This window comes from Pseudomonadota bacterium, from assembly GCA_026388315.1.
Classification (GTDB): Bacteria; Desulfobacterota; Syntrophorhabdia; order Syntrophorhabdales; family Syntrophorhabdaceae; genus MWEV01.
Genome location: JAPLKA010000090.1, coordinates 1 through 12,920 on the forward strand (window position 1 = coordinate 1; position 12,920 = coordinate 12,920).

Annotated in this window: 10 protein-coding genes and 2 CRISPR repeat arrays; of the genes, 1 reads left to right on the top strand and 9 read right to left on the bottom strand. The window is 47.1% G+C overall.

What is annotated here, in order from left to right:
• Positions 1 to 17: 17 nt before the first annotated feature.
• Positions 18 to 899: direct repeats of the CRISPR family, unit length 29 nt; unit sequence ACGTTCCCCGCAGACGCGGGGATGAACCG.
• A 68-nt stretch (positions 900 to 967) separates the two neighbouring features.
• Positions 968 to 1,973: direct repeats of the CRISPR family, unit length 29 nt; unit sequence ACGTTCCCCGCAGACGCGGGGATGAACCG.
• A 418-nt stretch (positions 1,974 to 2,391) separates the two neighbouring features.
• The 3 genes from argJ to NTX75_12825 all read right to left on the bottom strand — a co-directional run bounded on the left by argJ (position 2,392) and on the right by NTX75_12825 (position 6,845).
• Positions 2,392 to 3,540 (bottom strand): bifunctional glutamate N-acetyltransferase/amino-acid acetyltransferase ArgJ, encoded by a 1,149-nt coding sequence (argJ, locus tag NTX75_12815; GenBank protein ID MCX5817096.1) that lies wholly within the window; start codon positions 3,538 to 3,540, stop codon positions 2,392 to 2,394.
• A 139-nt stretch (positions 3,541 to 3,679) separates the two neighbouring features.
• Positions 3,680 to 6,280 carry a preprotein translocase subunit SecA gene (gene secA / locus NTX75_12820; protein MCX5817097.1) on the bottom strand — a complete coding sequence of 867 codons (2,601 nt, stop codon included), beginning with the start codon at positions 6,278 to 6,280 and terminating at the stop codon, positions 3,680 to 3,682.
• Between the two features lie 94 nt (positions 6,281 to 6,374).
• Entirely contained in the window at positions 6,375 to 6,845 is a 471-nt protein-coding gene (locus tag NTX75_12825) for an HAD family hydrolase (GenBank protein ID MCX5817098.1), read from the bottom strand.
• A 428-nt stretch (positions 6,846 to 7,273) separates the two neighbouring features.
• On the opposite strand from NTX75_12825, the gene NTX75_12830 reads away from it, so the two are divergent.
• Entirely contained in the window at positions 7,274 to 7,933 is a 660-nt protein-coding gene (locus tag NTX75_12830) for an HAD-IA family hydrolase (GenBank protein MCX5817099.1), read from the top strand.
• On the opposite strand, the gene pssA is transcribed toward NTX75_12830, so the two are convergent.
• The 6 genes from pssA to NTX75_12860 form a co-directional block, all read right to left on the bottom strand.
• Positions 7,872 to 8,642 carry a CDP-diacylglycerol--serine O-phosphatidyltransferase gene (pssA, locus tag NTX75_12835; GenBank protein MCX5817100.1) on the bottom strand — a complete coding sequence of 257 codons (771 nt, stop codon included), beginning with the start codon at positions 8,640 to 8,642 and terminating at the stop codon, positions 7,872 to 7,874. The two genes, NTX75_12830 and pssA, sit on opposite strands and share 62 nt — an antisense overlap.
• 157 nt (positions 8,643 to 8,799) lie before the next feature.
• Positions 8,800 to 9,447: a phosphatidylserine decarboxylase family protein gene (locus NTX75_12840; GenBank protein ID MCX5817101.1), complete on the bottom strand. Its 648-nt coding sequence runs from the start codon at positions 9,445 to 9,447 to the stop codon at positions 8,800 to 8,802.
• Positions 9,444 to 10,442 (bottom strand): ketol-acid reductoisomerase, encoded by a 999-nt coding sequence (ilvC, locus tag NTX75_12845; protein MCX5817102.1) that lies wholly within the window; start codon positions 10,440 to 10,442, stop codon positions 9,444 to 9,446. The genes NTX75_12840 and ilvC overlap by 4 nt, the downstream gene beginning before the upstream one ends.
• On the bottom strand, positions 10,420 to 10,962 hold the full coding sequence (gene ilvN / locus NTX75_12850) for an acetolactate synthase small subunit (GenBank protein ID MCX5817103.1): 543 nt from the start codon (positions 10,960 to 10,962) through the stop codon (positions 10,420 to 10,422). Before ilvN ends, ilvC begins: the two co-directional genes overlap by 23 nt.
• A gap of 10 nt (positions 10,963 to 10,972) precedes the next feature.
• Positions 10,973 to 12,664, bottom strand: a complete 1,692-nt coding sequence (gene ilvB / locus NTX75_12855) for a biosynthetic-type acetolactate synthase large subunit (GenBank protein ID MCX5817104.1) — start codon at positions 12,662 to 12,664, stop codon at positions 10,973 to 10,975.
• On the bottom strand, positions 12,661 to 12,870 hold the full coding sequence (locus NTX75_12860; GenBank protein ID MCX5817105.1) for a hypothetical protein: 210 nt from the start codon (positions 12,868 to 12,870) through the stop codon (positions 12,661 to 12,663). The genes ilvB and NTX75_12860 overlap by 4 nt, the downstream gene beginning before the upstream one ends.
• Between the last annotated feature and the right edge of the window lie 50 nt (positions 12,871 to 12,920).

The window sequence follows — 12,920 nt, forward strand, 5'->3', positions numbered from 1 at the left end:
CGTTGCCGTGGTTGTGTACGTTCCCCGCAGACGCGGGGATGAACCGGCATTATTGATTCTGCTGTTAACTCTCTTGATACGTTCCCCGCAGACGCGGGGATGAACCGCGTGAAGCGTAGAGATCAGGTAGTTCACTCGGACGTTCCCCGCAGACGCGGGGATGAACCGCTATTATTGATTCTGCTGTTAACTCTCTCGATACGTTCCCCGCAGACGCGGGGATGAACCGATATATCAGGGTCATCACCTTGCTGGTTGCGCACGTTCCCCGCAGACGCGGGGATGAACCGTTGCAGCAGAGATGTATATCTTCCTGGGCGGTACGTTCCCCGCAGACGCGGGGATGAACCGAATCTCTCAATCTTGAATTTTATAACCTACCACGTTCCCCGCAGACGCGGGGATGAACCGCCGATGACCTGAAAAGAATAGAGTTTAAGGTTACGTTCCCCGCAGACGCGGGGATGAACCGAGGACAACAAAACAAAAATACGTAGGTTATATACGTTCCCCGCAGACGCGGGGATGAACCGAGGTCGAAATAAAGAAAGAGGTGAAGCTTGCCACGTTCCCCGCAGACGCGGGGATGAACCGGTCAAGGTCACACTTGCAAGAGCTCCTTTTCAACGTTCCCCGCAGACGCGGGGATGAACCGAAAAAGAAATTATCCAAAAAGAAATGGATGAAACGTTCCCCGCAGACGCGGGGATGAACCGACTCTTCCCGTGGTGGTGCTGTGCACGGACGCACGTTCCCCGCAGACGCGGGGATGAACCGGCTGCAAGTGTGCGCTCTTGCATTTCTCCCGGACGTTCCTCGCAGACGCGGGGATGAACCGATAATATTGATTTGGCTTTCCGCTGTCCCGCTACGTTCCCCGCAGACGCGGGGATGAACCGCGTAGGACGATATGGTGACAGTACATCCACCCACGTTCCAGGACGATATGGTGACAGTACATCCACCCACGTTCCCCGCAGACGCGGGGATGAACCGACAGCAACGGGTTCAGAAATGCGAGAACCGTTACGTTCCCCGCAGACGCGGGGATGAACCGCATTACGGTCATTCTACCGTTCCCTGCAATTGACGTTCCCCGCAGACGCGGGGATGAACCGGGAGGTAGTAGATGGCAAAAACAGCTTTTGTAGACGTTCCCCGCAGACGCGGGGATGAACCGAGGGCCGCACGATCATTCCTATAGATTGGTTTACGTTCCTCGCAGACGCGGGGATGAACCGATAATATTGATTTGGCTTTCCGCTGTCCCGCTACGTTCCCCGCAGACGCGGGGATGAACCGCCTGCCCACGCACCTTGATAAGACAGAGCGTTACGTTCCCCGCAGACGCGGGGATGAACCGCCCTGAAAAAGGCCGAGAAAGAATTAAACAACACGTTCCCCGCAGACGCGGGGATGAACCGCATACGACGAACTTGAGCGTCTATCCCCTCAAACGTTCCCCGCAGACGCGGGGATGAACCGATTAACGGTATACCCATGAATGGAGAGCAGACACGTTCCCCGCAGACGCGGGGATGAACCGTCCCCGGTATCCACATGGATATTTTTAAGGGTACGTTCCCCGCAGACGCGGGGATGAACCGGGGTAACTGTTATCGTTGCCGCGTTGGGTTTGACGTTCCCCGCAGACGCGGGGATGAACCGGCAATAAAAGCAAAAAAGGCAGTGAATAGTGAACGTTCCCCGCAGACGCGGGGATGAACCGAAAATCAGGCAAAGACAGAATAGATATTTGTGACGTTCCCCGCAGACGCGGGGATGAACCGGGATTGTGACAGGTGCTGTAGACAACGGCCTGACGTTCCCCGCAGACGCGGGGATGAACCGGGACGCAAGAATATTTGAGGGCGGTTAGTAGGACGTTCCCCGCAGACGCGGGGATGAACCGCTTCTTTGCCCAGCCAAAGGCGGGGTGATTATATGTTCCCCGCAGACGCGGGGATGAACCGGGAACTATACCGGCAGCGCTTATGATCTACGGCGTCGCCCCCTGTCATTGGGGTCATTGGGGTCGGGCCAAGATAACTGATTGATATTCATGCAATATTAGGCTATAGATACATGTTTTTAGGGCTTAAAGTGCTATTTATTTGGGGTAAAACCGTAACAAACATCTGTGGTTGAAAATAAAAGGACGGGGCAAAGAAACATTTGCTGCAACATTTGCTACAACTTTTAAAATGGTCATAAAGCTAATAATACAAGCATCTTAGCGATCAGCCATCACCAATCAAAAAAACCGAGGGTCAAATCTTTATCCTTGACATTGGAGGGTAACGGGTAAGGCGCGCACGACCCACTCACCGGGTGGGTACCCCGGCAGAGAGCAAAACAGTATTCCAGGGGTAGATTGGGGTCGGACCAAATTCAGCTTCTGTATGAGGCGTTGATTTTTATGTAATCGTAGGTAAGGTCAGTGGTGTATATGTCAAAGGATGCCTTTCCGTCGTGAAGGTCAACGGTCAATTCTATCTCTTTTTTGTTCATCATCTTTTTTAATTCCTGTTCATCGAAGGGCACTTCAACACACTCTTTTACCAACTGCCTGCCCTGCATGATGATCTCTATCTTTGAGGGTTGAAGGGGTACGTCTGCATCCCCGGCTGCTGCAATGATCCTCCCCCAGTTGGGGTCACAGCCGAAAAAGGCCGTCTTTGTTAACGGCGAAATGGCTATCCTTCTTGCAATTTTTTCTGCATGGTCCTTTTTCTTTGCCCCCTGTACCGTTATGTGTATCACACGTGTAGCGCCTTCCCCGTCCTTTACGATCATTATTGACAACGCTTTCATAACAAGATTCAGCTTATTTTTAAAGTCGTCGAGTCCGTCCAGATCCTCTTCACCGGTTTTTGTAAAAAGTGTGACGGTATCGTTTGTACTGCATTCACCATCGACCGTTACCCTTTCGAATGTCTCCTTCCCCGCCTTAGAGAAGATATTTTTTATCCGTGAGGGGGAAACAGGATAATCCGTAAAAACAAAGGAAAGCATCGTGGCGAAGAGCGGGTTTATCATGCCGGCGCCTTTTGCTACCCCTATGATGTTATATGTTTTTTTTCCATGAACCGTTTCACTGACTATCTTCGGGTAGGTGTCTGTCGTCATAATGGACCGCGCAAATGATTCGATGTTGTTATTTTTGAGGCTCTTGCAAAGACCTGGCAGCGCACTGATCATTCTGCCGGTTGGTAGCCTTTTCCCTATGACACCGGTTGAGGCGAAAAGGATCTCCTCTTTGCTGGTTCCGAGGATGCCCGAAAGCTCTCCTGCAATCGTTTTCAGGTCTGAAACACCCTCCTTCCCCGTGCATGCATTCGCGCACCCGCTGTTCACGAGGATTGCCCGTACAGGATGATGCTCTATTTTTCTATCGTAGATGATATGGGCTGCCTTTACCTTGTTTCGCGTATAGAGCGATAGACAATGCATCGGTTCTTTGAAAAATGCAAGACCGAGGTCGAGGCCATTTGCCTTTATGCCGGATGCGTAACCGGCGAACCGAATACCGTCTATCATAACAACCTCCACGCTCCGCGCAGGCTAAAGCCCTGGCCAAGAACTACAAAACAACACCTTGGCAGGACATGCCTGCGGCTGCCTCTATCAGCAATCAGCTATCAGCCATGAGCAATCAGCTGACCCCTGATCCCTGTATTTATTTGCCGCAGCATCGTTTGTATTTTTTCCCGCTGCCGCATGGGCAGGGATCGTTTCTGCCGATCTTCTTGTCTTTCTGCTGGGATAACAGTTCATCACCCCTGTTTAAGAACATGACCGGCTCATTAAAGGTCAATTCTTCTTTCGCAGGTTGTATCGCATAGAGTTTTCTCACCGTGTCGAGTTTGGCCTGCCCAAGCATATCGAGGAATAGTTCAAAGCTTTCCTTCTGGTATTCTCTCAGGGGATCTTTCTGGCCGTATCCTCGCAGGCCAATCCCTTCCTTCAGATGGTCGAGAGAGAGAAGGTGTTCCTTCCAGTGTGTATCAAGAGAATTCAGCGTGATGAATCGCTCTAAGGCCCTTAATTCATTTTCTCCAAATTCGGTTTCCTTGTGCCGGTAGACATCAAGGACATTTTCTTTCACCATCTCAAGCAGCCCCTGCTTGGTAATGGATTTGAAGTCTATAGAATCGAATTCCATGTGAAAGAAAAAGGTTTCGAATATCCTGCTTTTCAAAGAAGTAAGTTCCCATTCTTCAGGATAGACCTTTTCGGGGGCATATTCGTCCACGAGACCTTCACAGATATCCTCAATCATATCGAATATCTGATCGAGGACATCCTCGTTGCTCATGAGCTCTTTTCTCATCCCGTACACGGTCTCGCGTTGTTTATTCATTACGTTATCGTATTCAAGGAGATATTTCCGTATTTCAAAGTTGTGCCCTTCCACCCGTGTCTGTGCGTTTTCAATAGCCTTCGATATGAAGGGATGTTCTATGGGCATATCCTCTTTCATGCCGAGCTTTGCGAGCATTGGCGAGACCCTGTCAGAGCCGAAAAGTCTCATAATCTCATCTTCCAGAGAGACATAAAACCTCGAAGAGCCAGGATCTCCCTGCCTTCCAGCCCTTCCTCTTAACTGATTATCAATCCTTCTCGACTCGTGTCTTTCAGTGCCAAGAATATGGAGTCCACCAAGTTTTATGACCTCTTCTTTGTCCTTTTCACATATATTTCTTGTTTCTTCCAGGGTCTTTTCGAATTCTTCCGACCCTTTTTGCCCTTTACACATGCTGAGGGCAAGGAATTCCGGGTTGCCACCGAGAAGTATGTCGGTTCCTCTTCCTGCCATGTTTGTAGAGATAGTCACTGCCTTCAATCGTCCCGCCTGGGCAACGACCTCTGCTTCCCGCTCATGATTCTTCGCATTAAGAATATGGTGCTGGACGCCCTTTCTTTTGAGCATCTCCGATACCTTCTCCGATTTGTCGATGGACAGCGTTCCAACAAGTACAGGACGCCTTTTTTTGTACAGATCTTCGATCTCATTGATGACGGCCCTGAACTTTTCCTTCTCGGTCCTGTATATAACGTCTGAATAGTGTGTCCTTATAAGGTCTCTATTTGTAGGGATTACCATGACATCGAGATTGTATATCTTCTTGAACTCCACTGCCTCTGTATCTGCCGTGCCTGTCATACCGGCCAGCTTCTTGTACATTCTGAAATAATTCTGGAATGTTACCGTGGCAAGGGTTTGATTTTCCCGTTCAATTTTCACATTTTCAGCGGCTTCAAGCGCCTGGTGGAGTCCGTCACTGAAACGTCTTCCATCCATGAGCCTGCCGGTGAACTCATCTACGATAATGACCTTTCCATCCTTAACGATATAATCCACATCCCTTTTGAAGAGGTGGTGTGCCTTTAATGCCTGGTTAATGTGGTGGAGCAGGTCAACATGTTTGGGGTCATAGAGGTTTTCCACATTGATGAGCTTCTCAATCTTTGCTACCCCGTCTTCTGTGAGGTAGGCGGTTCTTGCTTTTTCGTCTACCATAAAATCTTTATCTTTTTTCAACTGATAGATAAGTTTGTTGATTTTATAGTACTTGTCTGTTGATTCCTCGGCAGGCCCGGAAATAATAAGCGGAGTCCTGGCTTCGTCAACGAGGATGCTGTCCACCTCATCAACGATTGCATAATTGAATTCCCTCTGGGCGCACTCATCAAGGGAATATTTCATATTGTCCCTCAGATAATCAAAGCCGAACTCGTTGTTGGTGCCATACGTTACATCACATGCGTATGCCTTTTTTCGCTCATCATCATCCAGTCGGTTCAGGATGACACCCACAGAGAGGCCAAGAAATTTATAGATAGGGCCCATCCATTCCGAGTCCCTGTGCGCAAGGTAGTCGTTCACAGTAACCACGTGTACGCCGAGGCCGGTCAGTGCATTGAGGTATACGGGCAGTGTTGCTACAAGTGTTTTCCCTTCACCGGTGGCCATTTCGGCAATCTTCCCTTCATGGAGGACAGCGCCGCCGATGAGCTGGACATCAAAATGTCTCATATTGACTGTACGTCGTGCAGCTTCCCTGACAACTGCAAAGGCCTCAGGGAGGATTGAGTCGAGTTCCCCGCCGTTCTCGATCCTCTCTTTGAACCGGGGGGTATATTGACTTAATTCATAATCAGAAAGGGCTTTCAGCTTGTCTTCATGGGTTCCTGCCTCCTCAACGATAGGCTGGACCTTTTTGAGTTCCCTTTCGTTTTTAGTTCCTACAATTTTTTTTATGAAATTAGAGAGCATGGGTTTTATTTACCTGTTTCGAGTTACGAGTTATGAATTACGAGTTACGAGTGGTTTTCACCTGAGCCCTTGGCCCCTCGAACCCTGTTTTGTTTTAGTCCCTCAACGTTGCTACTAATCTTTCGGGGTGAAGGATAATGCTTATGGCATCCAGGATATTGGCTACAAAGACATCCGCCTCTTTTACCAATGAATTTGCGCAGCCTTCTTCACCAAACACACAGATCCCGAGTGCGGCCTCTCTCAGCATAAGGGCATCGTTCGCTCCATTCCCTATGGCAACAACCTTTTCCGGGCCGAGCTCCTTTACGATTTTTGCTTTTTCAGTACCGCTGTTCTCTTTTTTTACCTTGAGAACCTTGAAGCCGATGATATTTGTTTCATTATCTACATTGTCATAGCTGTCTGCAGTTATGACAAATACCTTTATATACCTTGAGACCTTTTCAAGCATCTCTTTGACGCCTTCCTTGAGCTTTCCGTCAAATGCACATGTCCCGTTGAAATCAATGACAAGATATTCTAAATCGAGATCGCCCCAGCCGGGAATGGAAACACTAATCATAATATTACCTCCTCAGGTTTTTTCGCAAGGCATTGTAACATAATTAGAAGATTTAAGAACTATAAATTTTATGCTTGCTTTTTTTCAGAAATCACGTTTTTTATAGTTCCTCTGGTTCCCAAAGAAAGCAGAGAAACAGTTTTTGATGATGTCCAAAAAAACACATGAAAAACTATTTTTAGCCGCAGACGGACGCAGACAAAAGCTGGACAGTATTTTATATCGGTTGCCGACCGGCACCCGATATACTCTATGCCTTTCGGACAGAGTGAAAATTTAACATATTCGCCCGTTAGGGCTGAATATTTGACAGACGGCAATGTCGCCGGCTGGCAAAATAATCATTTGTCCGCATTTGTCGAGCGCGAGCGGGCGGCAAAAAAATTATAGATGTTTTGACATAACATAATTTTTGCTAAGGAGTTAAAATGATGCAGCAAAAGAAGTGGCAGATAGAATGTGTGATATACGATTGTGATGGTGTGCTGTTTGATTCCCTCGAAGCGAACGGGAGATTGTATAACCATATTACAGTATCCATGGGAAGAGGGCCCCTCACTTCGGATGAACTTACGTATTGTCATACCCACACGGTGTTTGAATCGATTCGCTACATGTTCCCGGATGACGAGGTATTAGAAAAAAAGGCAGTAGAATTCTTGAAGAAAGAGGTTAATCTGCGCGATTTCATTGAGTACCTCAAGATGGAGCCAAACCTTATCAAGACTCTCGATATGCTGAAAGAAAAGGGAATGAAAAGGGCCATAAGCACAAGCAGGACTACCTCAATGAAGCATATTATGGAGAGGTTTAGTCTCTGGCCCTATTTTGACATGGTAGTGACCGCACTGGATGTGGCCAGCCCCAAACCTGCCCCTGAGTCCGTCGAAAAGATTCTGAAAGCGTTGAACGTTCACAAAGACAAAACCTTGTATGTCGGGGATTCCGAAGTGGACAGAGAGACGGCCTTTTCTTCTGGTGTTAAGTTCATAGCATATAAGAACAGTGCATTAGCGGCAGATGCGCTTATAGAAGACCACCTTGCCTTGCTGGGTTATCTTTCTGACGGGAAGCATCCTCAAGGATAATTTTCTTTCGTCCCGCTAAGGTATAGACAGGGCCGGACAGAAGGTATGCAAAGGTCAATCCAAACAATGTAATCCTTGGCTCAAGAAAAATTATTACAATGAGCAGGACGGCTGTTACTGTAGAACGGAATGGCCGGCCTTTGAAAAACGCTAAATCCTTGGAGCTGAAGTAGCGCACATCGCTTACCATGAGGAAGGCGAGAATATAAATCAGGATGGGTATGAAAACCGTTTTTAAATCAATGCCATGGGGCACTAACCACGAATTAAATAATACGCTTCCCGCGACAACTGTTGCCGCTGCCGGTATAGGCAGTCCAAGGAACTGTTTTTTCTGGACGGTATCAACCTGGATATTGAACCTGGCAAGTCTGAGGGCGCCGCAAGCTACATAGAGGAATGCCGCAAGCCATCCAAACCTCCCATAACCCTTCAGTGCCCACATATAGACAAGTAACCCCGGCGCTACGCCAAAGGCAATCACGTCGGAGAGGGAATCGTACTCAACCCCGAATTTACTGCTCGAACCTGTCATACGCGCAACCCTGCCATCCAGCATATCAAAAATGGCTGACACAAAAATTGCTATAGCCGCATAGATAAATTTCCTGTCTATCGTTGCAACAATCGCATAGAAGCCGGAAAAGAGACTGATGGAGGTCAGCAGGTTTGGTAAGATGTAAATGCCTTTCCCTTTTCTTCTTCTCATATGTCCCCCTTCCTAATTTTCTGGAACACCCGCAAGCGGGTACCCGGTCGCCCCCTCTTCGAGCAAAGCCCGAAGAGACTCCCCCTCTCGCTCGCGAGGCTCGCTGCTTCATAGATTGTTCCTAATGTGCTTGTTTCCATATGTTATCCATTGCTTTTCATAAAACTTTTGACCTTGCTTTTGCCAGGGAAGTTACCCCTGCTTTTACTTTCATATCTAATTTTACCACAGTTTCATATTCTTCTGGAAAATAAATATCAACCCTTGAACCAAAGGCAATCATACCGACAGGGTCACCTTTCTTTACGAAATCCCCTTCCTTTACGTATGAGATAATGCGCCGTGCCAAAAAACCTGCAATCTGAACCAAAAGAACCTTTTCTCCACCATGATCTATAAGAATATAATTCCTCTCATTCTCTTTGTCGATATCCTTTTTAAAGGCAAGCGCAAACTCTCCCTTTCTGTGTTGTACTTTCAGAACTTTACCCTCGCAGGGGGCACGGTTTACATGGACGTCAAGGGGAGACATGAATATACATATCCTCCTTGCCCGACCATGAATAAATTCACTCTCATCCATATCGCTTATGTCAATTATTTTCCCGTCGGCCGGTGAGATGAATGAGTCATCATTGTTGAGGGGTACCCGTTTCGGATTTCTGAAGAAAAAAAGACAAAACAGAAAAAAAAGGAAAATAATAAACGGAAGTACCGGGATACCGAGTACAAACAACAAGATGGCAAAACCGAGGGAAAGGCCTATAAGGGGGAGCCCTTCCCTCGCAATAGGTATTCCCCTCAACCCTTTCTCCCGATCCAGCCCATCATTGCCCTGAGTTGTTTACCCACCTTTTCGATAAGGTGCTCGCTCTCAATTCTCTTTATAGCAGTATAAACTGGTCTTCCTGCCATATTTTCAAGGATCCACTCGCGTGCAAATTCACCACTTTGAATTTCGTCAAGTATGGCTCTCATTTCTTCACGGGTCTCTTCCGATATGACCCTCTTACCTCTTGTTAAATCACCATATTCTGCGGTGTCACTGATGGAATAACGCATATATGAGATGCCGCCCTCATACATCAGGTCGACGATGAGCTTCAATTCGTGGAGACATTCGAAATAGGCGATCTCCGGCTGATAACCGGCCTCAACGAGTGTGTCGAATCCTGCCTTCACAAGCTCCGATGCGCCTCCGCATAGTACTGCCTGCTCACCGAATAAATCGGTCTCTGTTTCTTCCGCAAAGGTGGTTTCAAGAACGCCTGCCCTTGTTGCCCCTATGCCTTTTGCATATGCGAGGGCTGTCTTTTTTGCCTTCTTTGAGTAATCCTGATACATGGCAATGAGGGATGGAACACCAGCTCCCCTCTCAAATTCCCTTCTCACAAGATGTCCGGGGCCTTTCGGGGCTATCATGATGACGTCCACATCGGCAGGGGGTACAATCTGTCCGTAATGTATGTTGAAACCGTGCGAGAACACGAGGGTTTTCCCCTTTTTCATATTTTTTTCGATCTCATCCTTATACAGTTTTGCCTGGAGATTATCCTGTGCAAGGATCTGGATGATGTCGGCCTCTTTTGATGCCTGGGAAGCGCTTACCGGCTTGAAGCCGTGTTCCTTGGCAAGTTTATAGTTGGCCGTACCTTCGAGCTCTGCAACGATTACATTCACCCCGCTGTCTCTCAAATTCTGTGCCTGCGCATGTCCCTGACTGCCATACCCGATTATTGCAACCTTCAAGCCTTTTAAGGCGCCTAAATCTGCATCTTTATCGTAATACATCTTCGCCATTCTCTTCTCCTCCTTTAGTTTGTTTTTCTTTTGGTTTTATCGTCCTGTCACCTCTTGCCATAGCAATCGGCCCTGTCCTTACAAGTTCCTTTATGCCAAGCGGTTTTATGAGGGTCAGGAACGCCTTCAGCTTTTCTTCATCCCCGGTAATCAACAGGGTATATGTCTTTGTTGATACGTCGATTATTTTGCCCCTGAATATCTCTACCATCCTTAGTATCTCTTCCCTTGTTTTTTCGTCAGCATGCAGTTTCACCAGAATCATCTCGCGGGAGACATAATCCATCTCTTTGAAGTCTGTTACTTTAATGACATTGATGAGCTTGTTCAACTGCTTCAAAATCTGTTCGATGATGGCATCGTTGCCTGTTGTCACTATGGTCATTGTTGAGGTCGTGGGGTCAAGGCTTTCGGCAACACAGAGGCTTTCAATATTGAAGCCCCGCCCGCTGAACAAACCTGAAATCCGTGAAAGAACCCCAAACTCATTTTCTACCAGAACAGATATAATATGTCTCAAGATTTTCCTCCTAAACGAGCAGCATATCTTTTAATGGGGCGCCCGCAGGCACCATGGGGTAGACACACTCCTCAGGATTGACCTGGACGTCAATAATAGTGGTCTTGTTATTGCGAAATGCCTTCTGTAATATATCATCAACCTCTTCTTCCTTCGTGATTCTGTAACCTGCCGCACCGTATGCCTCGGCAAGCTTCACGAAATCAGGGGCATGGTCCATGTGAGTCCATGTGTATCTCTTTTCATAGAAGAGTTCCTGCCATTGCCTGACCATGCCAAGATATTTATTATTTAAAATGACAATTTTTACAGGAAGCTTAAATTGTACCGCAGTAGCAAGCTCCTGGATATTCATCTGGATACTCCCGTCACCGGCTATATCGATGACGAGGGACTTCGGGAAGGCCACCTGGGCGCCGATACTTGCAGGAAATCCATAACCCATGGTGCCGAGGCCACCGGATGTTAAAATAGTCCTCGGTTTAAGGAACTTAAAAAACTGGGCTGCCCACATCTGATTCTGGCCGACTTCTGTGGCTATTATGGCATTCCCCTTTGTGAGCTCGTAAATCCTTTCGATTACGTATTGAGGTTTCAATATCCCGTTTCTCACATAAGTCAGGGGGTAGTCTTTCTTCCACTGGTCTATTTTTTGTATCCATTCGGCTATGTTTGTATGATGGTCCTTAAAATCTTCCTCATCCTTTTCGATAATCTCTACCATCTTCTTAAGGACATGTTTGGAATCCCCCACTATAGGAATGTCGACCTTTATGTTTTTGCTTATTGAAGTGGGGTCAATATCAACGTGTATAATCTTTGCATGAGGTGCAAACTCTTCAACCTTGCCCGTTGCTCTGTCGTCGAAGCGGGAGCCGATTGCAATGATCAAATCCGATTCAGTGATGGCCATATTTGCGGCATAGGTGCCATGCATGCCGAGCATCCCCAGAAAAAGGGGATGATTACCGGGGAAACCGCCGAGCCCCATGAGGGTATTTGTAATCGGCAATGAAAGTTTCTCTGCAAATTTCAAAAGCTCCTGGGATGCGCCGGATGAGATAATGCCACCACCCGTATAGAGGACAGGTCTTTTTGAAGAAGCAATTGTCTTCAACGCCTTTTTTATCTGGCCAAGGTGTCCGATGTATGTCGGCTGGTAGCTTCGTATGAAAACCTTATCGGGGTATTTAAAATCACAGGTTGCTGCGGAAACATCCTTCGAGATATCTATGAGTACGGGTCCCGGTCTGCCTGAACGGGCAATATAGAAGGCCTCTTTTATGATCCGGGCAAGGTCTTTCACGTCTTTTACGAGATAACTGTGTTTTGTGCAAGGCCTTGTAATTCCGACTATATCGGCTTCCTGGAAGGCATCGTTACCTATAAGCATTGTATTTACCTGGCATGAGAAAATCACAAGGGGTATGGAATCCATACAGGCAGTTGCAATGCCCGTAACAGTATTTGTTGCCCCCGGACCTGATGTGACGAGTGACACGCCCACCTTGCCCGATGCCCGCGAATATCCATCAGCAGCATGTACTGCCCCCTGTTCATGTCTCACGACAATCTGCTTTATGTCAGAATAATGGAGTGCATCTGTTATGTACAGGGTGGCGCCACCGGGATAACAGAAAATGGTGTCCACGCCTTCCATCTTTAAAGATTCTATGAGTATTTGTGCCCCGGTCTTCTTCAACCTTCTTCCCCTTTTTTTAATTCATCTTTGGTATTTTCCATAATGTCTTTAAAATAGAGCTTTTTCTTTTTCAAAACTATAATTTCCAGCTCTTCGTTTTCTGTAAGATACGGTTTTTTAAGGAGCATTTGCAGCCTTCTCTCAAGTGTTACGTGCTGCCCCTTTGCACTACCGTAAATATCTTCTTTTGTTTCGCCTTCTTCCATAAAGACACAAAGAGATATGGTATAAAAAATATTGAAAAATGTCAAATATT

Coding starts and splice junctions, on each gene's coding strand:
- pssA (MCX5817100.1), bottom strand. CDS start 8,642: ATGAGAAGAAGAAAAGGGAAAGGCATTTACATCTTACCAAACCTGCTG.
- ilvC (MCX5817102.1), bottom strand. CDS start 10,442: ATGGCGAAGATGTATTACGATAAAGATGCAGATTTAGGCGCCTTAAAA.
- NTX75_12825 (MCX5817098.1), bottom strand. CDS start 6,845: ATGATTAGTGTTTCCATTCCCGGCTGGGGCGATCTCGATTTAGAATAT.
- NTX75_12830 (MCX5817099.1), top strand. CDS start 7,274: ATGATGCAGCAAAAGAAGTGGCAGATAGAATGTGTGATATACGATTGT.
- NTX75_12860 (MCX5817105.1), bottom strand. CDS start 12,870: ATGGAAGAAGGCGAAACAAAAGAAGATATTTACGGTAGTGCAAAGGGG.
- secA (MCX5817097.1), bottom strand. CDS start 6,280: ATGCTCTCTAATTTCATAAAAAAAATTGTAGGAACTAAAAACGAAAGG.
- argJ (MCX5817096.1), bottom strand. CDS start 3,540: ATGATAGACGGTATTCGGTTCGCCGGTTACGCATCCGGCATAAAGGCA.